Annotated in this window: 23 protein-coding genes and 1 pseudogene; 7 read left to right on the forward strand and 17 right to left on the reverse strand. The window is 67.1% G+C overall.

Annotated elements, in window-relative coordinates; all coding sequences use genetic code 11:
• Positions 1-35 precede the first annotated feature (35 nt).
• Both purF and EF834_RS03455 read right to left on the reverse strand, forming a co-directional pair.
• Entirely contained in the window at positions 36-1,616 is a 1,581-nt protein-coding gene (purF, locus tag EF834_RS03450) for an amidophosphoribosyltransferase (RefSeq protein ID WP_127945786.1), read from the reverse strand.
• A gap of 179 nt (positions 1,617-1,795) precedes the next feature.
• Positions 1,796-2,182, reverse strand: coding sequence for a sterol carrier family protein (locus tag EF834_RS03455; protein WP_127945788.1), 387 nt, complete (start codon positions 2,180-2,182; stop codon positions 1,796-1,798).
• An 82-nt stretch (positions 2,183-2,264) separates the two neighbouring features.
• On the opposite strand from EF834_RS03455, the gene EF834_RS03460 reads away from it, so the two are divergent.
• Together EF834_RS03460 and EF834_RS18710 are read left to right on the forward strand one after the other, a co-directional pair.
• A complete protein-coding gene (locus EF834_RS03460; RefSeq protein ID WP_127945790.1) occupies positions 2,265-2,702 on the forward strand; it encodes a PPOX class F420-dependent oxidoreductase in 438 nt (145 codons plus the stop codon).
• A gap of 28 nt (positions 2,703-2,730) precedes the next feature.
• Positions 2,731-2,784, forward strand: a pseudogene (locus EF834_RS18710) (hypothetical protein); the annotation flags it as partial.
• Between the two features lie 26 nt (positions 2,785-2,810).
• Here the strand turns inward: EF834_RS18710 and EF834_RS03470 are convergent.
• From EF834_RS03470 to purS, 6 genes are all read right to left on the reverse strand, one after another.
• Complete coding sequence (locus EF834_RS03470; RefSeq protein WP_408014455.1) at positions 2,811-4,592, reverse strand: alpha/beta hydrolase; 1,782 nt, start codon at positions 4,590-4,592, stop codon at positions 2,811-2,813.
• Between the two features lie 22 nt (positions 4,593-4,614).
• Positions 4,615-6,894, reverse strand: coding sequence for a phosphoribosylformylglycinamidine synthase subunit PurL (gene purL, locus EF834_RS03475; protein ID WP_127945794.1), 2,280 nt, complete (start codon positions 6,892-6,894; stop codon positions 4,615-4,617).
• 489 nt (positions 6,895-7,383) lie between these two features.
• Positions 7,384-8,691, reverse strand: coding sequence for a M18 family aminopeptidase (locus tag EF834_RS03480; protein WP_164874051.1), 1,308 nt, complete (start codon positions 8,689-8,691; stop codon positions 7,384-7,386).
• A 40-nt stretch (positions 8,692-8,731) separates the two neighbouring features.
• Positions 8,732-9,082, reverse strand: a complete 351-nt coding sequence (locus EF834_RS03485) for a VOC family protein (protein ID WP_127945797.1) — start codon at positions 9,080-9,082, stop codon at positions 8,732-8,734.
• Positions 9,083-9,138: 56 nt separating this feature from the next.
• Complete coding sequence (purQ, locus tag EF834_RS03490) at positions 9,139-9,819, reverse strand: phosphoribosylformylglycinamidine synthase subunit PurQ (protein ID WP_127945799.1); 681 nt, start codon at positions 9,817-9,819, stop codon at positions 9,139-9,141.
• Positions 9,816-10,052 carry a phosphoribosylformylglycinamidine synthase subunit PurS gene (gene purS, locus EF834_RS03495; protein ID WP_127945800.1) on the reverse strand — a complete coding sequence of 79 codons (237 nt, stop codon included), beginning with the start codon at positions 10,050-10,052 and terminating at the stop codon, positions 9,816-9,818. The genes purQ and purS overlap by 4 nt, the downstream gene beginning before the upstream one ends.
• A 141-nt stretch (positions 10,053-10,193) precedes the next feature.
• On the opposite strand from purS, the gene EF834_RS03500 reads away from it, so the two are divergent.
• Positions 10,194-10,841, forward strand: coding sequence for an MBL fold metallo-hydrolase (locus EF834_RS03500; protein WP_127945801.1), 648 nt, complete (start codon positions 10,194-10,196; stop codon positions 10,839-10,841).
• Between the two features lie 40 nt (positions 10,842-10,881).
• On the opposite strand, the gene EF834_RS03505 is transcribed toward EF834_RS03500, so the two are convergent.
• The 3 genes from EF834_RS03505 to EF834_RS03515 form a co-directional block, all read right to left on the reverse strand.
• Positions 10,882-11,586: a DUF2334 domain-containing protein gene (locus EF834_RS03505; RefSeq protein WP_127945802.1), complete on the reverse strand. Its 705-nt coding sequence runs from the start codon at positions 11,584-11,586 to the stop codon at positions 10,882-10,884.
• A 108-nt stretch (positions 11,587-11,694) separates the two neighbouring features.
• Positions 11,695-12,189, reverse strand: coding sequence for a glutathione peroxidase (locus EF834_RS03510; RefSeq protein WP_127945803.1), 495 nt, complete (start codon positions 12,187-12,189; stop codon positions 11,695-11,697).
• Between the two features lie 116 nt (positions 12,190-12,305).
• Positions 12,306-13,745 (reverse strand): cation:dicarboxylate symporter family transporter, encoded by a 1,440-nt coding sequence (locus EF834_RS03515; protein ID WP_127945804.1) that lies wholly within the window; start codon positions 13,743-13,745, stop codon positions 12,306-12,308.
• Positions 13,746-13,918: 173 nt separating this feature from the next.
• Between EF834_RS03515 and EF834_RS03520 the strand changes: the two genes are divergently transcribed.
• A complete protein-coding gene (locus EF834_RS03520) occupies positions 13,919-15,535 on the forward strand; it encodes a sensor histidine kinase (RefSeq protein WP_127945805.1) in 1,617 nt (538 codons plus the stop codon).
• The gene (locus tag EF834_RS03525; protein ID WP_127945806.1) at positions 15,532-16,233 is read left to right on the forward strand and encodes a response regulator; all 702 of its coding nucleotides are present in this window, start codon (positions 15,532-15,534) and stop codon (positions 16,231-16,233) included. Before EF834_RS03520 ends, EF834_RS03525 begins: the two co-directional genes overlap by 4 nt.
• A gap of 30 nt (positions 16,234-16,263) precedes the next feature.
• On the opposite strand, the gene EF834_RS03530 is transcribed toward EF834_RS03525, so the two are convergent.
• Both EF834_RS03530 and EF834_RS03535 read right to left on the reverse strand, forming a co-directional pair.
• Positions 16,264-18,402, reverse strand: coding sequence for a S9 family peptidase (locus tag EF834_RS03530; RefSeq protein ID WP_235870974.1), 2,139 nt, complete (start codon positions 18,400-18,402; stop codon positions 16,264-16,266).
• Positions 18,403-18,418: 16 nt separating this feature from the next.
• A complete protein-coding gene (locus tag EF834_RS03535) occupies positions 18,419-19,303 on the reverse strand; it encodes a phosphoribosylaminoimidazolesuccinocarboxamide synthase (RefSeq protein ID WP_127945808.1) in 885 nt (294 codons plus the stop codon).
• Between the two features lie 226 nt (positions 19,304-19,529).
• Here EF834_RS03535 and EF834_RS03540 point away from each other — a divergent pair, with 226 nt between their 5' ends.
• Positions 19,530-20,978: an MDR family MFS transporter gene (locus EF834_RS03540; RefSeq protein ID WP_127945809.1), complete on the forward strand. Its 1,449-nt coding sequence runs from the start codon at positions 19,530-19,532 to the stop codon at positions 20,976-20,978.
• 61 nt (positions 20,979-21,039) lie between these two features.
• On the opposite strand, the gene EF834_RS03545 is transcribed toward EF834_RS03540, so the two are convergent.
• Positions 21,040-22,389 carry a lipase family protein gene (locus EF834_RS03545; protein ID WP_164874052.1) on the reverse strand — a complete coding sequence of 450 codons (1,350 nt, stop codon included), beginning with the start codon at positions 22,387-22,389 and terminating at the stop codon, positions 21,040-21,042.
• An 84-nt stretch (positions 22,390-22,473) separates the two neighbouring features.
• Here EF834_RS03545 and EF834_RS03550 point away from each other — a divergent pair, with 84 nt between their 5' ends.
• Positions 22,474-22,758 carry a SelT/SelW/SelH family protein gene (locus tag EF834_RS03550; RefSeq protein WP_127945811.1) on the forward strand — a complete coding sequence of 95 codons (285 nt, stop codon included), beginning with the start codon at positions 22,474-22,476 and terminating at the stop codon, positions 22,756-22,758.
• A gap of 18 nt (positions 22,759-22,776) precedes the next feature.
• On the opposite strand, the gene EF834_RS03555 is transcribed toward EF834_RS03550, so the two are convergent.
• The 3 genes from EF834_RS03555 to EF834_RS03565 all read right to left on the reverse strand — a co-directional run bounded on the left by EF834_RS03555 (position 22,777) and on the right by EF834_RS03565 (position 24,983).
• On the reverse strand, positions 22,777-23,793 hold the full coding sequence (locus tag EF834_RS03555) for a 1-aminocyclopropane-1-carboxylate deaminase/D-cysteine desulfhydrase (RefSeq protein WP_127945812.1): 1,017 nt from the start codon (positions 23,791-23,793) through the stop codon (positions 22,777-22,779).
• A complete protein-coding gene (locus EF834_RS03560; protein WP_127945813.1) occupies positions 23,786-24,214 on the reverse strand; it encodes an HIT family protein in 429 nt (142 codons plus the stop codon). Before EF834_RS03560 ends, EF834_RS03555 begins: the two co-directional genes overlap by 8 nt.
• A gap of 67 nt (positions 24,215-24,281) precedes the next feature.
• Positions 24,282-24,983 carry a dienelactone hydrolase family protein gene (locus tag EF834_RS03565; RefSeq protein WP_127946059.1) on the reverse strand — a complete coding sequence of 234 codons (702 nt, stop codon included), beginning with the start codon at positions 24,981-24,983 and terminating at the stop codon, positions 24,282-24,284.
• Positions 24,984-24,999: the final 16 nt, after the last annotated feature.

The following is a 24,999-nucleotide window of genomic DNA, read 5'->3' on the forward strand; positions in this document are numbered from 1 at the left end:
CGGAGTGCACGAGGCACGCCGGAACCGTCCTGCGCTCAGGGGCGGGACAGCACGTCGGCGTTGTCGTTGTCGTGCGAGATCGGGTTCCCCGCGGCGGACTCCAGCATTCCCTCGAGGACGTTCTTGCCCATCCCCTCGCTCGGCAGCGCGATCGGGTAGGTCCCGTCGAAGCACGCCTTGCACAGGCGTGTCGAAGGCTGCTCGGTCGCGGCAACCATGCCGTCGATCGAGATGTATCCGAGCGAATCGGCACCGATCGAGCGCCGCACCCCCTCGAGCATCTCATCGAGAGTGTCGTTCGCTCCGCTGCCCTCGGCACCGTTCGCGATGAGTTCGGCAGGCGAGGCGAAGTCGATTCCATAGAAGCACGGCCACTTGACCGGCGGAGAAGCGATCCGCACGTGGATCTCGAGCGCACCGGACTCACGCAGCATTCGGATCAGGGCACGTTGAGTGTTACCGCGGACGATCGAGTCGTCCACGACGACGAGACGCTTGCCGCGGATAACTTCCCGCAACGGGTTGAGCTTGAGCCGAATACCCAACTGGCGGATCGTCTGTGACGGCTGGATGAAGGTGCGCCCCACATAGGCGTTCTTCATCAGGCCCTGACCATAAGGGATGCCCGAGCCCTGTGCGTATCCAACCGCGGCGGGCGTACCGGACTCCGGGACCGGGATCACCAGGTCGGCTTCGGCCGGGTGCTCCTTGGCAAGACGGCGGCCGATCTCGACGCGAGTCGAGTGCACCGAACGTCCCGCGATCACGCTGTCGGGACGAGCCAGATACACGTACTCGAACACACAGCCCTTGGGCTCTGGGTTGGCGAATCGCGATGATCGGACACCGTCGGCATCGATCGCGAGCAGTTCACCGGGTTCGATCTCGCGGACGAAGGAGGCACCGACGATGTCGAGGGCTGCGGTCTCGCTCGCGACCACCCAGCCGCGGTCGAGGCGGCCCAGGCACAGTGGGCGAATCCCGTACGGGTCACGCGCCGCATACAGCGTGTGCTCGTCCATGAAAGTCAGGCAGAACGCGCCACGCAACGTCGGCAGCAGCATCATCGCGGCCTGCTCGAGCGTGCTGTCGGCGGCTTCGTGCGCGAGCAGGGCGCCGACTACGTCGGAGTCCGACGTCGCAGCACCCGGGCGCTTGTCGTCGATCAGTCCGAGCTCGCGGGCACGCTGCGCGAGTTCGGCCGTGTTCACGAGGTTGCCGTTGTGGCCCAGCGCGACGCCGGTGCCCGCGGCCGTGGTCCGGAAGATCGGCTGCGCGTTCTCCCACGTCGTCGAGCCCGTGGTCGAGTAGCGGCAATGGCCGACGGCGACGTGCCCAGGCATCGCGCCGAGGGTCTGCTCGTCGAACACCTGACTGACCAAGCCGAGGTCCTTGAAGACCAGCACCTGCGAGCCGTCGGCGACCGCGATGCCGGCCGCCTCCTGGCCGCGGTGCTGAAGGGCGTAGAGCCCGTAGTACGAGAGCTTGGCGACTTCCTCGCCCGGCGCCCAGACTCCGAAGACGCCACACTCCTCACGAGGTTCGTTCTCGTCAGCCTCCGGCGTGGTCGTAGCGAGAAGGTTCCGGCTGTTGACCGACAGGTCGGCACGAGTCACTGCAGGCGCTCCCTTAGGGGCTTCGGTGCGGGGCGAGCCCATTCTAACTACCGCGAGCGCATCAGTTGACGTTCGGTGGGCTGACTTTCTGCGAGTCGGGCAATGCCACGGTTGTCACAGACCACGGTTGTCACAGGCCACGCCTGTCACCGGCCGTGCTTGTCACCGGCCCTGCTTGTCTACAGACGCAGCAGCGGCAGCCAGTGGCCGACCTCCCGGGCCCGGCTCCCCGACACGTCCAGCGAGCCGGCCGCGGCGGCATCGTCGAACCCCAGCCGTCCGGTCACCATCAGCAGCCACGTTCGCGGATCGGTCTCGACGACGTTCGGTGGTGTGCCGCGCGTGTGCCGCGGACCCTCGATGCACTGCACCACGACGAACGGCGGCACCCGCACCTCGACGCTCGAACCGGGTGCTGTGTGTTCGAGCGTGCGGGCACTGAGTCGGACTGCAGCGGCCAGTTGTGCGCGCGCCGGTACCACCTGGTCCTCACCCCGCAGCCACGGTCCGACGGCGATTAGAGCGCTGCGAAGTTCGGCGGGATCGACGGCGCGACGAGCTGGCATGGGCATGGAATCTAACCGACGCTGCCGCCCCCAGCTGCCATCCTCGGGGAACAAGCCCGCATACAAAGCCGTTGCACAGGTCATGAGCACCGAGGTGAGCACGCCACGTCCGCTTCTCGATCTCGTTGCATCGCAGAACAAGGCGGTTCTCGTAACCGTCAAGCGCGACGGTAGGCCGCAGCTGTCGAACGTCATGTACGCGTGGGACCCGGACACCCGTACGGCGCGGGTGTCCGTGACAGCGGACCGGGCAAAGACCCGCAATGCAGCGCGGGACCCGCGGGTCTCCCTGCACGTGAGCTCGCCCGACTTCTGGAGCTACGCAGTGGTCGAGGGCGACGCGGATCTATCGCCCGTCGCCGCGGACCCGATGGACTCGACGGTCGGCGAGCTCGTCGAGCTCTACCGCGGCGCCACCGGAAGCGAGCATGAGGACTGGGACGCGTTCCGGCGCGCGATGGTCGACGAGCGCCGGCTGGTTCTGCGGATCAGCACCGAGCGCATCTACGGGATGGCCTAGCTGCCCCGGCCGGCGGTCACACCGGCGCATCCCTCACTTCTCCGGAGCTCACTTCTCCGGAGCTCACTTCTCCGGAGCTCACTTCTCCGGAGCTCACTTCTCAGGTGCTCACTTCTCAGGGCCGTCGCGCCCGCGGAGCGACTCGAGCACGCCACGGACCCGCTCGGTGTCTGCCTGCGTCCAGCCGTCTGGGTTGGTGACCGCCACCCAACCGTCGAGGATGGTGGTTCCGTAGTTGTGGCCGTGCCCGTCGGGAACTCCGGCCGCGTTCGCCAGGTCCGCACTGACCTGCCAGAAGGTCACGAACGGGAACCACTTCATCGACGGCAGCCGATCGAACCCGGGTGGCTCCGACAGCCAGGCCGGGCGTTTGAAGATGAGGTCGGTGGACCACCACACCACGGGATCGGACGGGTGCTGGATGTACAGCACGCGCGGCTCTAGCCACGGTCCCGGCCCCCCGGGTATGGCGGCGGCGTCGTCGGCGAACCGCACGACCAGACCGTCTGCATACACCGGCTGGATTTCCGGGGTGCCGGGATCCCGTCTATCGGTGAGAGACCGCCACAGCGGATTCGAGTTGGGCGGCCCCACCCAAAGCACGCCGTCGACGGTCTCGCGAATTTCGGCGAGCCCGTTGAAAGCGCCCTCCCCGGCCTGCGTTCCGAGACTCTCGCCGTAGACGTACAGCTTGGGTCGGGTGGCCTCCGGCTTGGTGAGCCACCGGTCGTGGACCGCACTGATCAGCGCATCGCCCGCGGCCGCCGCCTTGCTGCGGTCGGCGAGGAACGAGATCCAACTGGGCAGATACGAGTACTGGGCGGCGACGAGCGCGCTGTCGCCGTTCTCGACGAGTTCGATCGCCTGGGCCGCGGTCGGGTTGACCCAACCGGTGCCTGTAGTGGGGATGATCACGAGCGTCTTGCGTTCGAAAGCGCCGGTCCGCTCCAGTTCGTCGAGGACGACGTTCATGCGGGCCTCGGTGTCCTGGGCCGTTTCCAGCCCCGCATAGACCCGGATCGGCTCCTGAGCGGGTTCGCCGTTGGCTGCAGTCAGTTCGGCGGCGCTGATGCCGCCGGAGACGAAGTTGCGGCCCTCGAATCCGAGGGTGTCCCACGGCGCCAACGACACCGGGCTTCCCGACTTCTCGGGCAGTAGCGGCTGCACCACACCGGGGCGGGTTTCGTTGTTCTGGAGGCTGAACGCCGAGTTGACCGCGTTGTACCCGACCCGCAGGAGTATGCCGTCGACCAGCATGAACACCAGTACCAGCACGACGGCGAGTCCGGCCGCCGATGCGGCCGGACTCGGGATCCTGAGCCAACGGTTGAGTTGGCGTGCCACCCACCGGACGAGGTCACGCAGCACCCGCCACACGGAGATGAGCGCGGCCGCGACGAGCATGCTCAGGCCGAGGGTACGGATGTATCCGGTGGTGGTCGTGCCCTCCGCGTTCATCAGCGCGGACAACTCCCGCTGCCAGCCGGCCGAGTAGACCAGCATGATGGTCGCCGCGAGTAGCGAGAGGATCGGCACGGCCACCTTGACGGGCCGGATGATCCGGTCGGGCAGCGGCCACCAGGATCGGCGGGCCAGGCCGAACTCGTAGACCAACCAGCCGATCGCCGAGCCGACCGCGTATCCGATAGCGGCGCTGATGCCACCGATCAGTCCCTGGTACAGCCAGTCCCGCGGCAGCAGCGACGGCGTCAGCGACCAGCAGAAGAACAGCGTTCCGAACGCGATCCCCGTGAAATCCAGGCTGAGCAGACCCCACGCCCATGAAAGGAATGGATGCCGCTGCTGGAAGTTGGGGACCGCAGGGGGTGCCGGCTGCGGGTTCTCCCGCAGCTCAGTGACCGCCTCTCGTTCGACCCCCGGTTCCGTCACCCATCATCCAATCCGTCACGCATCATCCAAACATTGCAGGGAGGGTCGATTCGAACGACTCGCGCAACTCGGCCATCGTGACCGAGAACTGACCCTGCACCTCGATCGAGTCCGAGCCCTCGTCGACGACGCCGATACGAACCCATGGCAGGCCCCGGGCCGAGCACATTCCGGTGAAGCGGCTCTCCTCGGTACGAGGTACCGCGACCAGCACACGCCCGGCCGACTCGGAGAACAGCGTCACGAACGGGTCCGCATCCTCCGGTAGCAGGATTCGGCAGCCGGTCTCGCCGGACAGTGCGGCCTCTACGACAGCCTGCGCGAGGCCTCCCTCGGACAGATCGTGGGCGGCCGAGATCAGGCCGTCGCGCGAGCCGGCCAGCAGAATGTCTGCCAGCAGTTGCTCACGCTCGAGGTCGACCTGCGGCGGGACACCGCCGAGGTGACCGTGCTCGACCTGCGCCCAGATGGAGCCATCGAGCTCATCACGAGTCTCCCCCAGCAGGATCAGGGTCTCGCCCGGCTCGAGGCCGATGCCGGTCGGGATGCGACGCTCCACATCGTCGATGACGCCGAGCACCGCAACGACTGGCGTCGGCAGGATCGCGGTGGATCCGGTCTGGTTGTAGAAGCTGACGTTGCCGCCGGTGACCGGGATGCCCAGCTTGGCGCAGCCGTCGGCCAGGCCGCGCACGGCCTGCTGGAACTGCCACATCACACCCGGGTCCTCCGGCGAACCGAAGTTGAGGCAATTGGAGACTGCCTTCGGCGTGGCGCCGGTGACGGCGACGTTGCGGTACGCCTCGGCGAGCGCGAGCTGCGCTCCGGCGTACGGGTCGAGCATCGTGTAGCGGCCCGACGCGTCGGTGGCCAGCGCGATCCCGCGACCGGTCTGCTCGTCGATGCGGACCACTCCACCGTCGGCGTTCTCAGCGAGCACGGTGTTGCCACGGACGTAGCGGTCGTACTGCTCGGTGATCCACTTGCGGCTGCACAGCGCCGGCGACGCGATCATCTTCATCAGCGTCGCCTGGAGCTCTTCCGCGGTCTCCGGACGCTTCAGGTTCGCGGTGGTGTCGGCGATCAGCGCGTCCTGGGTGTCCGGCCGCTCGACCGGGCGCTCGTACACCGGCCCCTCGTGCGCGACGGTGCGCGGCGGGACGTCGACGACGGTCTCGCCGTGCCAGTCGATGACGAGTCGCTCGCCGTCGGTGACTTCACCGATGACGGTAGCCAGCACGTCCCACTTTTTGCACACCTCCATGAACGCGTCGACATTCTCGGGGGTGACGACCGCGCACATGCGCTCCTGCGACTCGCTCGACAGCACCTCTGCCGCGGTCATGCCGGTGGCGCGCATCGGGACCTTGTCGAGGTCGATGTGCATGCCTCCGTCCCCGGCCGCGGCCAGCTCCGACGTCGCGCAGGACAGTCCGGCACCGCCGAGATCCTGAATACCGACGACGAGCTCGGCCCGGTACAGCTCGAGACAGCACTCGATTAGCACCTTCTCGGTGAACGGGTCGCCGACCTGCACGCTCGGCAGCTTTTTGGGGCGGCCGCCGGCACTGTCGTCGAAAGTCTCCGAGGCGAGCACCGACACGCCGCCGATGCCGTCGAGGCCGGTGCGCGCACCGAACAGGATGATCTTGTTGCCGGCGCCGGACGCGAAGGCCAGGTGCAGGTCCTCTACGCGCATTGCGCCTGCGCACAGCGCGTTGACCAGCGGGTTTCCCTGGTAGGACTCGTCGAAGACGGTCTCGCCACCGACGTTGGGCAAACCGAGGGAGTTGCCGTAGCCGCCGATACCACGCACGACGCCGTCGACGACGCGGCGCGTGTCGGTGTGGTCGGCGGCCCCGAAGCGGAGCTGGTCCATGACCGCGATCGGGCGTGCACCCATCGCCATGATGTCGCGGACGATGCCGCCGACGCCGGTCGCCGCACCCTGATAGGGCTCGATGTACGACGGGTGGTTGTGCGACTCGACCTTGAAGGTGACCGCCCAGCCGTCGCCGATGTCGACGACACCAGCGTTCTCGCCGATGCCCGCGAGCATCGAGGCGCGCATCTCGTCGGTCGTGGTCTCACCGAAGTAGCGGAGGTGGACCTTCGACGACTTGTAGGAGCAGTGCTCGCTCCACATCACCGAGTACATCGCGAGCTCGGCATCGGTGGGACGGCGACCGAGGATCTCCTTGATGCGGGCGTACTCGTCGTCCTTGAGGCCCAGCTCCTTGTACGGCTGAGCGACCTCAGAACTCGAGGAAGCGTGAGTGACGGTATCTACCTGCGGAGACACGGGGCGTGCGGTCCCTTCCCTCTGAGATGAATCGGCAGGCCGGGCGGCGCGCTGCCACGGCAAAGTCTAGCCGCGGTCACCGACGCACCGCGCACCCGCGCCATGCGCCCAGTCCTCGCCGGTGAGTTAGCCTGCGCACCGTCTCGCGTGCACCACCTGCGCGGGGGCACGGCGGGACGTATTACGCGTGGGCAAGTACCGCAGCCGGCGCCCCGACCGACGCTGCACACGCTGAGGGGCGTTGACAACCTCGGTGCGACGACAACCTCGGTGCGACGACAACCTCGGTGCGACGACAACCTCGGTGCGACAACAGCCTCCATGCCACGACGGCCTCGGCGCGGCATCGCTGAATCGAACAGCGGCCGTTGAAATTTCGAAACCTTCACCTGGACAGTGACCCGAAACCGGCACAGCACCAACGAACCAGGCATCGAGTCGCTCAGCGGCCGCGGATCACCGTGCAGGAGAACGAGACACCGTCCCCCGCTAGCGCACCGGTGTGAGGAAAGCGGCGAGCGCATCGGCGTACATTCGGATGTCTCTCGCGCCCATCAACTCTCGGGCCGAGTGCATCGCCAACTGCGGCGCCCCGACGTCGACGGTCGACAGTCCGGTCCGGGATGCGGTGATCGGTCCGATCGTCGATCCGCACGGTAGATCGGCGCGGTGTACGTACCTCTGCAGCGGGACCCCGGCGCGGTCGCAGGCGAGTGCGAACTCGGCGGCGCCGGCAGCGTCGGACGCGTAGCGGAGGTTCTGGTTGACCTTGAGCACCGGTCCACCGCCCACCTCGATGCGGTGGGCTGGTTCGTGGCGATCTTGGTAGTTGGGGTGGGTCGCGTGCGCCATGTCGCCCGACGCACATACCGACCCGGACATCGCCCGCAGAAAGTCCTCGCGCCCGCCACCACGGAGGAGCACGATGCGCTCGAGCACCGAGTTGAGCAGGTCCGAGAAAGCACCGCGATCGGACATGCTGCCGACCTCCTCGTGGTCGAACAACGCGAGTACCGGGGTGCACTCGCCGGGCTCGGGGACAGCAGCGAGCAACGCCTGCGTTCCGGCGTAACAGGTGCCCTGGTTGTCGAGCCGTGGGGCACTCACCAACGACAGGTCCTCCCCGACCACCGCCGACGGAGCCAGGTCGTGCGTCATCAGCTCCCAGCCGAGGACGGCGTCCGTGTCGACTCCGGCCTCGCCGGCGAGAAACCCGATGAACGAGCGCGACTCGCCGCCGATGCCCCACACCGCGTTCACGTGCCGCTGCGGGTCGAGCTGCACACCCTTGCGATCCTCGGAAAGGTGGATCGCCAGCTGCGGCACCCGCAGGATCGGGCGGTCGACCCGAACCAGCACCTCTTCCACCGTGCCACCCGAACGAACACTCAGCCGTCCGGAGATGCCGAGGTCACGGTCGAGCCACGAGTTGAGCCACGCACCCCCGTAGGGCTCGAGGCCGACGAGTTGCCAGCCGGCGGCGACAAGGTCGGGGTGCTGCTTGACCCGCAAGTTCGGGCTGTCGGTATGACCACCGACGATCCGGAACGGCGATGCCGGCCCGGACTCAACGGTGCCCCCCTTCCCGGTGCTCTCTGTGCTCCACGCGATCAGCGATCCGCCACGGATCAGGTAGTACCGGCCGGGCACCTCGGGCCACGCGTCAGTCTCGCGCAGTTCGGTGAATCCGTTCTCGGCGAGCTCCGCCGCCACCGTCGCACACACGTGAAACGGCGACGGCGACGCGTCGACGAACGAGCACAATCCCTGGGCGTCGGCCTGCGTCATCGATGGCATACCGACAATCATGCAGTACCGGGCTCAGGCAGTCGGGGGCTCAGTGCCCTCCTGCCACGCAGAACTGGTTGCCGTCCGGGTCTGCGAACACGACCCAGCGGAAGCTGTCCATGCTCTGTCGATGCACCTCGGTCGCGCCCGCAGCCAGAAGACGCTCGACCTCGGCGTCGAGGTCGGACGACGACAGATCCACGTGCTGCCGGTTCTTTCCCGGGGTCGAGGCGCTCACCTTCTGGAAGCCGAGCTTGTGACCCCAGCCTGGAACTCCGACCACGTAGAACCAGCCGTCGTTCTCCTCCTCGATCGTGCCGCCGGTCAGGTCGGCCCACCACTTCGCGAGCGGGCCCGGGTCGGTCGAATCGGTTGTGATCATGCCTAGTCCAAGTGTCATGGCGGCACGCTAGCGCGGGGGTCCGACAACCGGGGTACGACTTCGAGTGTCTCAGGTCAGGCGGTCAGGACGCCGTCGAGGACCGAGTAGAACATGCCCAGCCCGTCGTCGCTAGGCCCGGTGAGCGGCTCGGTGGCGTGCTCGGGGTGTGGCATGAGTCCGACGACCCGACCGTTGGCCGACGCGATGCCGGCGATTCCGCGCTGCGAGCCGTTGGGGTTGTCGCCGGCGTAGCGGAACACCACGCGCCCCTCGCCCTCGAGCTCGTCGAGCACCTTGTCGGACGCCTGATAGCGGCCCTCACCGGACTTGAGCGGGATCAGGATCTCTGCGCCGGTCTCGTAGCGCGACGACCATGCGGTGGTGTTCGAGGCGACCTCGAGCCACTGGTCACGGCAGATGAAGTGCAGGCCCTCGTTGCGGGTGAGCGCACCCGGCAGCAGCCCGGCCTCGCACAACACCTGGAAGCCGTTGCAGATACCGAGCACGGGCATACCGCCCGCGGCCGCCTTCACGACCTCGCCCATGACGGGAGCGAAGCGGGCGATGGCACCGCAGCGTAGGTAGTCGCCGTAGGAGAAGCCCCCGGGGACGATGACCGCGTCGACACCGCGCAGGTCGGCGTCGCCGTGCCAGAGGCTGACGGCCTCGCCGCCGGCGAGGCGGACGGCACGAGACGCGTCGACGTCGTCGAGCGTGCCCGGGAAGGTGATGACTCCGATGCGTGCGGCACTCACTGGACTCGGGTTACCTTCCAGTCCTCGATCACGGTGTTCGCCAGCAGCGACTCGGCGATCCTGGCGAGTTCGTCGTCGCTGACGGTGTCGTCGACGTCGAGCTCGAACCGCTTACCTTGGCGGACGTCCGCCACACCGTCGTGACCGAGCCGGGAAAGGGCCCCGGCAATGGCCTGCCCCTGCGGGTCGAGAATTTCGGCCTTGGGCATGACATCGACAACGACACGGGCCACGTGCTGCTCCTCGCTATGGCTGGCTTCCGCCCGGGATCGCACCGGGCATGCGGGAGTTTACCGGGCTGCCCCGTCCGCGCCCGAACCGAGTGAGCGCCTTACACCCGCGCGCTCACCGTTGTGATCACGCATACTCGACTCATGCGACTGACGCACTTCGGCCATAGCTGTGTCCTGGTGGAACTCGACGGCGCAAAGATCCTCTTCGACCCCGGAAACTTCTCACACGGGTTCGAGGGAATCACCGGTCTCGACGCCATCCTCATCACCCATCAGCACCCAGACCACGCCGATCCGGAGCGCCTGCCCGCACTCGTCGAAGCCAACCCTGGAGCGGGGTTGTACGCGGATCCGCAGACGACGGCGCTGCTGGGTGAGCCGTGGACCGCGGTGTACCCGGGCGACGTCTTCAACGTCGGTGAGGTGCAGGTGACAGGCACCGGCGGCACCCATGCGGTGATCCACCCGGAGGTCCCGCTGATCGACAACACCGCCTACCTGCTCGGTGACGCCGAGAGTCCGGCCAAGCTGATGCACCCAGGGGACTCGCTGTTCGTGCCGGAACAGAAGGTCGACGTCCTCGCGATACCCGCAGCGGCTCCGTGGCTGAAGATCTCGGAGTCCATCGATTACCTGCGCGCCGTGCATCCGCGCGTCGCGGTGCCGATTCACCAGGCAGTGGTCGCGCGGGAGGCGCGCGGAATCTACTACGGCCGCCTCGCCGAAATGGGCCCGGGCGGAACGGAATTGCGCGTTCTACCCGAGGAGTCGAGCGTCGAGGTGTCCTGAGCGACATCGGGCAAGGGGGATGTGACCGGAGGGTCGGGCCTCACGCAGCCTCGTGCACCCGGTCCTGCAACGGCCACCGGTAGACGGTGGGCTCGGCGCCGTGGTGCATCGTCAGATCGACGGCGTCGAGTACTGCCTGTCTGGGCCCGGTCATGCCGAGTTGCTTCGCCGAGATCGCCAGGCGTACGAGGCGCCCGCGCCGCGCTCCTCGGGATGCATTCAGCACCATCGTCCGGCACCGCCACGGCTCGGCGCGGAAGCCGTCGCCGAGCCCGATGAGGGTGCCGCGGACGCTCACCCCTTGCGTGAGGTCTCGGATCGTATTCAGGCCCGCGAGCAGTCGAAAGCCGACACTCGGCAACACCGCCACTGCACCAGGGGACGCGACCCATCGGGGCGGAGCGAACAGCCGCGTACGCAGGCCCGTCTCTTCGAGTACGCGGTCGGCGGCCAACAGACGCAGCCTGGCCTCGTGCTCCGGCAGGATCGCGAACTCTGCGCGACGGCTCTTGGTCGCGGCTTGGTCGAAGCCGTGCAGGACGATGGCGTCACCGCGATCGCGGCGCCCGCGCAACCACTCCTGGGTACCCGGATCCGCCGCCAGTCGGTACTCGTCCTCGAGCCGTGGCGCGACCAACAGCGACAGCGGAACGGATCTTCGATCCATCTCTTCGGCGAACCCGGCGGCGAGGTCGCGCGTCTCGTCCGTGATTCCCGACACCGACACGATCACCTGTCCGGCCATGGCTTCGAGCGTGACAGTCGCAGGTGAACACCAGGCGGCGCCCGCACACACATTCGTGGACGATTCCGTGTGCGGGCGCGACGCGGTCCAGCTCGGCAGCGGCGCGGTCTAGCGCGGGAGCACAGCCTCGATGGCCGAGATCACCTCGGGAGCATCGGGTTCGGTGCGCGGACGGAAGCGGTTCGCGACGGTGCCGTCGGGGGCAATCAGGAACTTCTCGAAGTTCCACTGGATGTCGCCGACCTCGCCGTCGACGTCTGCGGCCTTGGTGAGCTCGGCGTACAGCGGGTGCCGATTCTCTCCATTGACCTCGATCTTCTCCATCAACGGAAACGTGACCCCGTAGGTGGTGGAACAGAAGGTCTGGATCTCCTCGGACGTACCCGGCTCCTGGCCCATGAACTGGTTGCACGGGATACCGATGACCGTGAGGCCCCGGTCGGCGTACTCGCCCGCCAGCTTCTCGAGGGCTGCGTACTGCGGGGTCAGGCCACATTTCGAGGCCACGTTGACCACGAGGACCGCGCGTCCGCCGTACTCGCCGAGGCTTGTCGGCTCACCGCCGAGAGTGTTGATCGTGATGTCCTGCAATAGGGTCGTCATATGCGTCAACCTAGCCAACTGCCTCGGGCTCGCGCTTCTCCTACGGGTGCACCCCGCGCCCAGGAGAAGCCTTCTGTGCCACGACATCGGTACCACTAACATCCAGGCCACGAACTTCAGGTACGTGCCATGGGTCGCTCCGCCGCCGCGTCGGATGCACCCGGCAGTTCGATGGCCGTCTCGGTATCCGAGACTCCGTGGTCGTCGACCATGGTCGCCTCGTCGAACGGCAGCCCACCGGCGAGGACGACGCGAACCTGCTCGTTGTCCACAGAATTGGTCCAGGTTCCGACCAGCAACGTCGCAACTGCGTTGCCGGAGAAATTGGTGACCGCGCGGGCCTCGGACATGAATCGATCGATACCGACGATCAGACCGACACCGTCGAGCAGTTCGGGGCGGTGGCTCTGCAAACCACCCGCGAGGGTGGCGAGTCCGGCGCCGCTCACGCCGGCCGCGCCCTTCGACGCGATGATCATGAAGATCAGCAGCGACAGCTGTTCCGGCAGCGACAATGGCTGCCCGAGGGCGTCGGCGATGAAGATCGCCGCCATCGTCAGGTAGATCGCGGTGCCGTCGAGGTTGAACGAGTAGCCGGTGGGCACTACCACGCCGACCGTGGAGCGCTCGACGCCGACGTGTTCCATCTTTGCGATGAGCCGCGGCAGGGCCGACTCGGACGAAGACGTCGCCACGATCAGCAGGTATTCGCGAGCGAGATACCGCACGAGCCTGAAGATCGAGACCCCAGAGACCACCCGCAGGAGGGTGCCGAGCACGCCGAACACGAAGATCAGGCAAGTCAGGTAGAAACCGAGCATGAGCGTGCCGAGCTGGGCGACGGCTTTGAGTCCGGTCTGTCCGACGACGTTGGCGATCGCGCCGAAGGCCCCGATCGGCGCCAGCCACAGGATCATCGCGAGCACCTTGAACACGAGCTTCTGCACGTAGCCGATGCCACGGAGGATGGGTTCGCCCTGCTTGCCCATAGACTGCAGTCCGAACCCGACGAGCAGTGCCACGAACAACGTCTGCAGCACGCTGCCCGCGGTGAGCGAGGACAGCATCGACGTGGGGACGATCGACGCGATGAAGTCCATCGTTCCACCGGCAGCATGGGCCTGCTCGGCAAGTGCCGCACCGCTGTTCATGGTGCCGGAAACGTCAAGCCCGCTGCCCGGCTTGAGCAGGTTGCCGATGACGAGGCCGATCGCGAGCGCGACGGTCGACATGCCGAGGAAGTACGCGAGCGCAATCCCGCCGACCCTGCCCACACTCGCGGCCGCCCGCACCGATCCGATGCCGAGGACTATGGTGCAGAAGATGACGGGGCTGATCATCATCTTGATCAGGTTCACGAACATCGTGCCGAGCACACCGAGAGACTTCCCGGCTTCCGGAGCTAGCCACCCGACGAGCACGCCGGCCACGACGGCGATACCGACACCGACGTAGAGCCAGTGCGTACGGTCACGCTTCCTCGCGCCTTCGACGGGTTGCGTTGCTCCTTCGGAGGGTTGCACCGATGCCGCATTCCCTGTTCCACTCGTGCTCATGCGGTGTCCTCTTGATTGGATGGATATTCGAGGAGTCGGGCGGATGATCCCTGAGAGTGATCGGGATCACGCCAACCCGAGAATGAATGCTGGACCCACCCGCGGCGCCGGTGAAGTTTGTGTTCATTAGTTTCACGAGAGGATCGAAGGCCCGCGGCACAGCCCGTCGGCCGATGAGCCTCGCGCGGCGGCTACTGATCCTGCAGATGGTCGTTCTGGGCGTGGTGGTTGCCGCCCTCTCGGTGCTCACGATCCTGGACGAACGACGCGATTCGGACGCCGCGACCCGTCGCCACGTGAGCAGCATCGCAGAGGCGATCGCACTGTCGGAGTCGACGATCGCCGCGCTGCGCAGCCCGGACCCTTCCTCGGTGCTGCAGCCGGAGGTCGAACAGATCCGGGTGGCAACCGGCACCGACTTCATCGTCGTCATGGCGCCCGACCGGACGCGCTACACCCACCCCAATCCGGCGCTGATCGGCCAACACTCCGAGGGGCACATCGAACGGGCGTTGGCCGGGGAGACCTTCACGGAGACATTCACGGGATCACTCGGTCCGTCGATCCGCGCGGTGGCACCGGTGCAGGCCGACGGGCAGGTACTCGGGCTCGTGTCGGTCGGGGTGACCCGTGAACGGATCGGCGAGGAGTTCGCAGAAGGGTGGCCGGCGCTGCTCGGAATCTTGGCGGTGGGGGTCGCCGTCGCGACCTTCGGATCACTGCTGGTGAGCAGGCACCTGCGGCGACAGACACTGGGCTTGGATCCCGAGGAGTTGCGTCGGTTGTACGAGCACAACGACGCCGTGTTGCGGTCGATCGGCGAGGGCTTGATCATGTTCGGCCGGGACCGCGACGGACGCGTGCGCGTCGATGTCGTCAACGACAAAGCGCGCCGACTGCTGTGGCTGCCGGACGGTCCTGTCACGCTCTACCAGTTGCCCGAGACGCTGCAACGGATCGCCTCGGACTCGGACTCGGAGGAGGTACAGGACGAGGTGCACGTGACCGCCGACCGGGTCCTGGTGGTCGGGCACGCGCCGGTCCTGTGGGAGGGCAGGAGGATCGGCACCGTCGTGACGCTGCGCGATCACACCGAGCTGCAGAGGGCCTTGGGTGAACTCGATTCCGCGCGCAATGTCGCGGAGTCCCTGCGCGCACAAGCCCACGAGTACGCCAACCGACTGCACACGATCGTGACCATGGTCGAGTTGGGCAGGGGCGATGACGCGGTCTCATTCGCCGCGGCCGAGCTGACGACGTCCCAGCAGCTGATCGACCGTTTGACGACGGCGGTCCACGAGCCAGCAATTGCAGCCCTGTTGCTGGGCAAGGTGACCGAGGCTGCTCAGCAGGGCGTGGAGTTCACGGTCACCGAGGATACCGCGCTCGGCCCTGTTCGCGTGCTCAGTCCGCTCGAGGTCGTGACCGTGGTCGGCAATCTGGTCGACAACGCGATCGATGCGGCCAGGTCCGGCTCCGACGAGAACCCGTGGGTGGAAGTGACAGTAGCGGAGGAAGATTCGGTCCTCGTCGTCCGCGTAGCCGACAGCGGGCCGGGTATGGATCCCGACACGCTCGAGCTCGCGACGACCCGCGGATACTCGACCAAACAGGTGGACGGACGGCCGGCACGCCAGCGTGGACTGGGTCTGGCCTTGGTGGCTCAGGTGGTGGCCCGGCACGGCGGTCGGCTGCGGACCGAGCCCTCGTTGGCGAGCATGCTCGTTGTGGAGATTCCGCTGCCGAACGAGCCCCGGGGAATCGACGACGGAGAGGACCCTGATCGATGATCCGTGTACTCATCGTCGAGGACGAACCGCTGATCGCCGAGGCACACCGCTCGTATGTCGAACGCATCGAAGGATTCTCGGTTCACAGCGTCACACTTACCGCCGCCGACGCGATGCGGGCGGTTGCCGATGCGGCCTCGTCCGGTGAACCGATCGACCTGGTCCTGCTCGACATCGGCCTGCCGGACGCGAGCGGACTCGACCTCGCGGGCGCGCTCGGCAGCCTGCGGCCCAGCCCGGACGTCATCGCGGTGACGTCGGCCCGCGACCTCGACGTCGTGCGGACGGCGGTCACCCGCGGCGTGCTGCTCTATGTTCTCAAGCCGTTCACCTTCGCGGCACTACGCGACAAACTCGGGCACTACCGGGAGTTCCGCACAGCGCTGCGCGAGGGCGGGACGGCCGCGAGCCAGCGCGACATCGATCGAGCGATGGCCGTGCTCCGCACCGCCGACCTGCGCGCTTCAGCGCCGAAAGGCATCGCGCCGCGGACGGCGGACCTGATCGGTGCGTGTGTGCGGGATGCGGACCGGCCGCTGACGGCCGCCGAGGTCGCGGCAGCCGTAGGTGTCTCGCGGGTGACCGCGTGGCGGTACCTCGAACAGCTCGCGGACGACTCCGTACTCACCCGAGAGACCAAGTACGGTCGGACCGGACGCCCGCAGGTTCGTTACATCTGGTCGGTGGGGTCACGTTGAGTGCATCGAGTGCACCCCCGCGGCGCGGGATCAGTTGCCGCGAGCGGCGACGGACGGGGACGTACTCGTCGTGTCGAGCACCCAGGCGTACTCGAACGCCACTTCCTTCCACTTCTCGTAGCGGCCACTGACGCCGCCGTGCCCGGCGCTCATCTCGGTCTTGAGCAGCAGCGGCTCGTCACCCTTCTTCGTAGAACGGAGTGCCGCAACCCATTTCGCAGGTTCGACATACAACACCCGAGTGTCGTTGATACTCGTGATCGCGAGGATCGCCGGGTAGTTCTTGGCCTCGACGTTCTCGTACGGGCTGTAGGACCGCATGTACTCGTACACCTGCGGATCCTCCAGCGGGTTACCCCACTCGTCCCATTCGATCACCGTCAGCGGTAGCGACGGATCCAGGATCGAGGTGAGCGGGTCGACGAACGGCACGTTGGCAAGGATGCCCGCGAACAGTTCGGGCGCGAGGTTCGCGACTGCTCCCATCAGCAGGCCGCCCGCACTGCCTCCGTCGGCGACCAACTGCTGGGCGGTCGTCCGACCCTCGTCGATGAGATGCCGTGCACACGCCACGAAGTCGGTGAAAGTGTTCTTCTTGGTAAGGGTCTTGCCGTTCTCGTACCAGTACCGGCCCATCTCGCCGCCACCGCGGACGTGCGCGACCGCGAACACCATGCCCCGGTCGAGCAACGACAGCCGCGCCACCGAGAACGCCGGATCCATGCTGGCCTCGTACGAACCGTATCCATACAGCAGGGTGGGCGCTGGGTCGCCGCCGATTCCCTTGCGCCGCACCACCGACAGCGGAATGCGGGTACCGTCGTCCGCAGTGGCCCATGCACGGTGTTGCTCGTAGTCCGCGGGGTCGAAGTCGCCCAGTACGGGTTGTTCCTTGCGCAGTAGCAACTCCCGGGTCGCCAGTCGGTAGTCGTAGACCCGCGACGGCGTGATGAACGATCCGTAGCCCAAGCGCAGCGTCGGCTGCTCCCACTCGGGGTTCGACCCGAGCCCCACCGAGAACAGTTCCTCGTCGAACGCGATCTCGGTCAGCTCGCCGTACCCGTCCGCGGTGAGCGGCCAGATCGCAAGCCTCGTCAGCACATCCCGCCGGTAGCTGAGGACGACATGGTCGGCGAATGTGTCGACCTCCTCGAGCCGCACGTCGTGCCGGTGCGGGATCAGGATCTCCATCGCGCCCGGGTCGGCGACCGGAGCCTGCGCAAGGACGAAGTTCTCGGCCTTCTCTCCGTCCACGACATCGTTGTGCAGGATGAGGAACCGGTCCTCGCCGCCGATCACGGCGTGCTCGGCGGTGTACTCGACGCCCTCGCGCCGCGGGAGGATCACCCGGAACTCGCCCTCGGGTTCGGCCGACTCGAGAATCCAGCCCTCGGTCGTCACCTTCGATCCGAGCCAGATCATCAGGTACTTCTGGCTGCGGGTCGACCCGACCGATACCCAGTAGCGTTCGTCCGGCTCGTGGAACACCCGGAAGTCGTCGTCCGGGGTGGTCCCGAGCTTGTGCCGCCACACCGTGTCCGGCCGCCACGACTCGTCGACCGTCTGGTAGAAGACGTGCCGGTGGTCGATCGCCCACGTCGCTCCGGGAGCGGTGTTGGGGATCTCGTCGGCGAGCGGTTCGCCGGTGCCCAGGTCCTTGAACCGCAGCGTGTACCGCTCGTCGCCGACCACGTCCACCGAGTACGCGAGTAGTGTCCCGTCGTGGCTGACGGAGAACGCTCCGAGCGCGAAGAACTCCTGTCCCTCGGCCTCGGCGTTGCCGTCGAGCAATACCTGCTCGCCCTCGATGGCGACATCCGCGGACAACTCCGGTGGGGTCCAGTCGTCGGGAGCCGCGATCGGGCATCGGCAGTGGACGCCGTACTGCTTGCCCTCGACCATGCGGGAGTAGTACCACCAGTCGCCGAACCGAGTCGGCACCGACATGTCCGTTTCCTGCGTGCGTGACTTGATCTCGTGGAAGATCTTCTCGCGCAACGGTTCCAGGTGTTCGAGTTGCTGTGCGGTGTACGCGTTCTCCGCCTCGAGATACTCGATGACCTCAGGATTCTCCTTGTCCCTCAGCCACTCGTAGTGGTCGATGAACGTGTCCCCGTGGTGGGTGCGCTCGAACGGCACCCGCTTGGCGACCGGAGGCGGAGTTGGCATCGGGGGCACTGTCATGTCAGCCCACCCATTCCTCGAATGACAGGCCCGAGATACGCTCGTACGCCTCGACGTAACGGGAACGGGTCGCGTCGATGATCTCTTTCGGCAACGGTGGGGGCGGGGTGTCCGACGCACGGTCCCAACCGGATTCAGGCCCTGTCAGCCAGTTCCGGACGAACTGCTTGTCGAAACTCGGCTGTACCTTGCCGGGCGCGTAGCCCTCGGCCGGCCAGTAGCGCGACGAGTCCGGGGTCAGGACCTCGTCGGCAAGGACCAGGTTGTCGTCGGAGTCGAGACCGAACTCGAATTTCGTATCAGCGAGGATGATTCCACGATCCTCGGCGAAGTTGGCAGCCCGGGTGTAGATCTCGAGAGTGTCCTCGCGCAGCTTCACCGCGAGATCCTGACCGACGGTTTCGATGACTGCCTGGAAGTCGATGTTCTCGTCGTGGTCTCCGATCTCCGCCTTGCTGGCCGGCGTGAAGATCGGCTCCGGCAGCTTGCTGGCTTCGGTCAGGCCCTCAGGCAACGCGACACCGCACACGGCGCCCGTGCGCTGGTAGTCCAGCAGACCCGAGCCGGTCAGGTAGCCGCGGGCCACGCACTCGACCGGGACCATCTTCAGCTTGCGAACCACCAGCGCGCGACCGAGCACCTCGGCCGGGATGCGCTCGTCCAGCGGGTCTCCGGCGAGGTGGTTGTTGCCGCCGAGTTTCTCGAAGAAGAACACGCTCATCGCGGTGAGCACCCGCCCCTTGTCCGGGATGGGGGTGGAGAGCACGTGGTCGTAGGCCGAGATCCGGTCACTCGCGACCAGCAGCAGGTGCTCGTCGTCGATCGTGTACAGATCGCGGACCTTGCCGCCGGCCAGGTGGGCATAGGAGTCGAGTGAAGGACGCACGTGGCCACCCTATCGGTCCCGCCGGTCAGCGCACGGGGCACCACAAGCGTGGGTGAGATTGCCGTCTCGGCCGGTCACGGCTCCTCTCCGCGGATGCGTCGGGTCGTTGTCCGGGGGCACCCGCGATGAGTCGGGAACATCTGAGTCGGGAACATCTCCCGCGGCTGACTGTTGGCATAGATTGTTAGCTTTCTTATGGACTTTGCGATCGACCGGCGGGAGATATATGGCGATCGGGACCAGCACGAAGTCGGTGGGCCTGAACTCGGAGCGAGGTCCGATCCTGCTGTCGTTGATGCTCAGCACGTCGCTCGTCGCGCTCGACAGCACGATCATCGCGACCGCGGTCCTTACGATCGTCGGCGACCTCGGCGGCTTCGCCCAGTTCCCGTGGCTGTTCTCGATCTACCTGCTGGCCCAGGCAGTGTCCGTGCCGATCTACGGGAAATTGGCCGACATCTTCGGACGCAAACCGATCATGCTGCTGGGTATCGCGCTGTTCGCGGCCGGCTCATTGCTGTGCGGCATCGCGTGGAGCATGCCCGCCCTCATCATGTTCCGGGCGCTTCAGGGCCTGGGAGCCGGCGCAGTGCAGCCCATGGCCCTGACAATCGCCGGTGACATCTACACCGTGGCCGAACGCGCCAAGGTGCAGGGCTATATCGCTAGCGTATGGGGCATCTCGTCGGTCCTGGGCCCGACGCTCGGCGGCCTGTTCTCCGAGTACCTGTCCTGGCGGTGGATCTTCCTGATCAACCTGCCGTTGTGCGCGATCGCGGCGTGGACGCTGACCCGCAACTTCACCGAGAAGGCACTGCCCCGTCATGCGCAGCGGCAGCGCATCGACTACCTAGGCGCCGTTCTCCTCACGACGGGCGCGTCGCTGGTGATCCTCGGCCTGCTCGAGGGCGGGCAAACATGGGCCTGGGTGTCACCGGTCGGCATCGGCGTCTTCGTCGTCGGCGCGCTCGCGCTGATCGCATTCGTGCTTGTTGAGCGGAGTGCCGCTGACCCGATCCTGCCGCTCCACATGCTCACCCGCAGGATCTTGGTGGCGAGCAGCCTGGTGTCGATGTCGGTTGGCGCCATCCTTCTGGGGCTGACGTCGTACGTGCCGACGTTCGTTCAGGGCGTGCTCGGCACAGGCGCTCTGGTCGCGGGGTTCGCCCTCGCCCTCCTTACCATCGGCTGGCCCATCGCGGCGTCGCTGGCGGGTCGGGTCTACCTGCGGGTCGGCTTCCGCACGACCGCGCTCATCGGGAGCGCGCTGGCGCTCACCGGGTCGGCTCTGTTGCTGCTGCTTTCCGGCAGCTCGCAGGTGTGGCAGGTGGGTGCGTTCTGTTTCGTCATCGGATTGGGCATGGGCCTGGTCGCTGCGCCGACGCTCATCGCGGCGCAGTCGAGCGTCGACTGGGGCGATCGCGGCGTCGTGACTTCGACCAACATGTTCGCCCGTGCGATCGGCAGCTCCGTCGGCGTCGCGGTGTTCGGAGCCCTCGTCAACTCGCGGGTCGGCGAGAGCGTCGAACCCCATCCGGCGGAGCTCTCCGGTGCGATTCACCTCGTCTTCCTCGGCATCCTCGCCGTCGCGATCCTGCAGACGGTGGCGTCGGCACTCATGCCGCGGCGTGAGAAGACGGACAAGGCGGACCGCGTCACGCAACCAGCAGGTTGATCGCGAGGCACCTGTACCGCCGTCGGGCAGAGGGAGGAGTCGGGCAGAGGGAGAGCACGATCTACCTCGGCCCGATCGGCCCGCCCATAAGGATCTCGATGAGCCGGAGGTTGGCCGACGCGTACGTTTCGGCGGCTCCGGGAGCCTGCAGGGTGGACGTCACGGTTTGGACGTCGCAACCGGCCGCGCTCGGCACTTCGTCGATCCTGTCACGGAGCCAGTTGAGTGCGTCCGGGGCACCGGTGACTATGAGGCTGGCGTGCAAGCTCATCTCATCTCGGCGGTAGGTCACCGGAGTGCCGCCCGCGCAATACGCATCGACCAGGTAATCCACGGTGGCGATCGGGACGATCTCGTCGTTCACGCCGCTGTAGACATAGACCGGGGCCGACGGGGAGGCGCCGCCCAGTTTGACTTCGTCCACGGCCGCCGCGACCACCGGCAACTGCATCAATTGAGCGTAGGGAACCGTGAAGTAGGGGCTGTTGTCGCGGAGGACGTTCGTCGCGAGGGTGCTCACGAGGCATTGATCGGCCAGCGCGCTCATGGCTTCGTGCCCCGCGGGTGTGAGATGTGCGTCGATCTCCCGCGCAGCGTCAGGGTAGACCTCTCGTGCCGACGCAAGACCGAGCAATTGCAGTCCCGACCAGAAGGTTCCGCTCAACGAGTTCAATGCCACCGGGTCGGGAATGGGCGAACCCATCGCGATTCCACGAATGTTCAACTCGGGCGCGTACGACGGCTGCACCTCCGCCGCCCATCCAGTCGCCAAGCCGCCGCCTGAGTAGCCCCACAGCCCGACCGGTGTCTGCACTCCGGTGAGTCCGAGCGGGTCGAACTGCACCGCCGCGCGGACCCCATCCAAGGCTGCGTATCCCGGCTCGCGGGGCGCACCGATGCGGGCTGCAGGCCCCGCGTGATCGGGAACCGAGACCGCCCAACCCTGTTGCAGCGCATAGCTGATGAACGTCATCTCGCCCTGTGTGACGAAGCCTTCCGGGCCGGACCCGGCCCGCATCGCGATCGAGGGAGCGCACTCGGGATCGATGCTGTCCTGGGCGACCTGGTAGGACAGCAACGGACGCCCAGCGGGCGGGGCTGCGCCCTCCGGGAGGATCACGGTGGTGACTGTCGCCATGGGTCGGCCCGCGAGATCCGTTGTCCGGTAGAGCAGTTGCCAGGACCGTACGTTGAACGGCAACTCGGAGTAGGACGCCAGTTCCACCGGCCGCTCCCGCAAGATCGTGCCGGGTGCCGTCGACTCGAATCCGTCCGGCGCACTGTAGAAGGCGTCGTCGCTCGCCGATACCGGAGTGGCCACCGCCGATCCAGGGCTCGCGACGGCGCCCGCCGCGAAGGCGGCCAGAGCCGCAAACGTCGCCATGACCCTCGTGATGCTCGCAATTCGCACGAGCCGGACAGTAGTCGACAGAGGGCCTGCGGCTGGTGCGCCGCGCCGAGCGCACCGATCACCTAGATCTGACACCCTGGAGGCATGACCTCCCGCGCTCGCGTCACCATCACCTACTGCACGCAATGCAACTGGCTGCTGCGCGCCGGATGGATGGCGCAGGAACTGCTCAACACGTTCGGCACCGACCTCGGCGAGGTGGCCCTCGTCCCGGGGACCGATGGCGTCTTCCAGGTCGCCGCCAACGGCACCGTCATCTGGGACCGGAAGGCCGACGGCGGTTTTCCCGACATCGTGACGCTCAAGAAGCTCGTGCGGGACACCGTCGTCCCGGAGCGCGACTTGGGGCACGCCGACCGGAAGAGTTGACTCGGATCGCGTAGACGGTCAATCCACCCGCGGTCCGAAACTGTCGACCATGACGATGGGCCGGTCGCCGCCCCGCGACGTCGCCTCGACCTCGAGCAGTCCGGCGAAGGTCTTTGCGGTGTAGACGGGGTCGAGCGGGATCCCGAACTCCTCGCCGACGCGCTGAGCGGCCCGCCCCTCTGCGGTGGTGTATCCGTATCCGGGGCCGAGGTAGTCGCGGGTCACGGTGAGTTCCATCGCGTCGAGGTCGATGTCTCCGAGCTTGGCACCCCGACGACGCAGGAGGGCCTCGGTGCGACGGGCGAGGTTCCGAAGTTCTCTCGGGCCGAGGGGCAGCGTGTCGTTGACGACCACCGCGATGACACCCGTGCGCAGACCGGCCAGGCGCAGCCCCAGCAGCAGCCCCGCCACGGTCCCACCGGATCCGACCGCTGCGACGACGTACGCCGGCTCCGGGATCTCCCCCGCTTCCACCTGCGCGGCCAACTCCAGTCCCGCCTCGACGTATCCGAGTGCTCCGACCGGGGAGGAACCGCCCGCCGGCAGGTAGTACGGAAACCTACCGCCGCGGACGTGGCGCAACATCAGGTACGGCGCAGCCGCGACCGTTCGTAGCTTGGTGTGGGTGAAATGCAGCGTCGCACCGGACCGCTGCAATCGCGCGAGCTGCGCACGAACGTGGTCGTCCACGGGCTGGTCGACCAGTGCGAGCGCCGTGTCGATACCGAACTGCTTGGCGTACAAGGCGGCCGCGAGTCCCCAGTTGGTACCGATACCGCCGACGGTGATGATCTGCTTGGCTTTGTGGGCGAGAACGTCCGGGATGATCCACTCGAGCTTGCGGACCTTGTTGCCGCCCCAGCCTCCGGATCCGAACGTGCTGTCATCCTTGAGCCACGCCCGGTTCCGAGTGCCCAGCCCCTCGAGCTTGCGGAGCGGCGTAGGTACGTCGCCGAGACGGACGTGCGGCAACGACTCGACCAGTTCCGGGAAGAGCCGATGCAGGTGCGGTGGCGTCGGCGCCGCGTCATCCATGGTGAGCACCGAGCCGTTCGCGGATCGAACCGGCCAGGGTGTCGAGGGCCGGTCGCGACGACGAGGCCGGGCGACCACGCAGCCCGAACCCGTCGCCCGCCTTCCGCGGGACCACGTGCAGATGCACGTGGAAGACCTCTTGGCCGGCCACCACACCATCCGCCAGGAAGAAGTTGATTCCCTCCGCTGCGACGGCGCTGTCCCGTAGCGCGACGGCCGCTCGCTGACCCACCTGGAACAGCCGACCGCCATCTGCGGGGTCCAACTCGGCCAGGTTCGCCGCGTGCGTCTTCGGAACCACGAGCAGATGCCCGCGGGTGAACGGACGGATGTCCATGAAGGCGATGGTGTGCGCATCGTCGTGCACGACGCTCGACTCAGCGTGGCCCGCGATGATGGCACAGAAGACGCAGTGGCTCATGCTGGACGATGGTATGCGGCAATAGCCGGGGTTACGAGTGACGAGATGCTGCGTGTGTCGCCGCCCGTCAGTGCAGAGTCGCCTTCGCGAAGGCCAGCACCTGCGGCCAGGACAACTCCCAGGCCGCCTTGTTCACCGAGTTGTCGTGCCGGGCGGGGGCGCTGAACCCGTGCTCGGCGCCGGGATACGCGTGCACGATCGTCGCCCCGCTCTCACGTGACTGCAGCGCCGCCTGCAACGCTTCGAAGGTTCCGGTCGTCAGGATGGTGTCGGCACCGGCGTGCAGCAACATGACCGGCGCGACAATCGTCGTAGCGAGAGCGACGGCGTCGACCGTGTGATTCGCCGCCGCCGGATCCCAGATCGACGGATGGTAGGCAACGACATTCGCCAGTCCGGCGTCGCGTGCACCGAGCAGCAGCGCGAACCGGCCACCGAGGCACCAGCCGATCACACCGACCCGACGGGCCCCGAGGTCACCGCGCGCATAGTCGAGCAGCGCGCCCATCTCGGACAGGCACGTCTCGTCGTCGAGCTGGCCCATGAGCTCGAAAAGGCGCTCCTGTGGCGTGTCGTCGAGGCTCGGTCCGTGCCACGGATCCCACACCAGCGCGGTGATCCCGGCTGCGGCGACGTCGGCGGCGAAGGCGCGCACCTGCGCGTCGATCCCGGTGATCATCGGCAGCAGCAGCATGACGCTGTCGCTGCCACCCTCCGGCCGCGCCAGGTGCGCGGTGAGGTCGCCGACTGCGACCACTTGGGTCTCGATCGTTCGGGTCTCGATT

It is taken from the genome of Rhodococcus spongiicola (genome assembly GCF_004011835.1).
Lineage (GTDB): Bacteria > Actinomycetota > Actinomycetes > Mycobacteriales > Mycobacteriaceae > Prescottella > Prescottella spongiicola.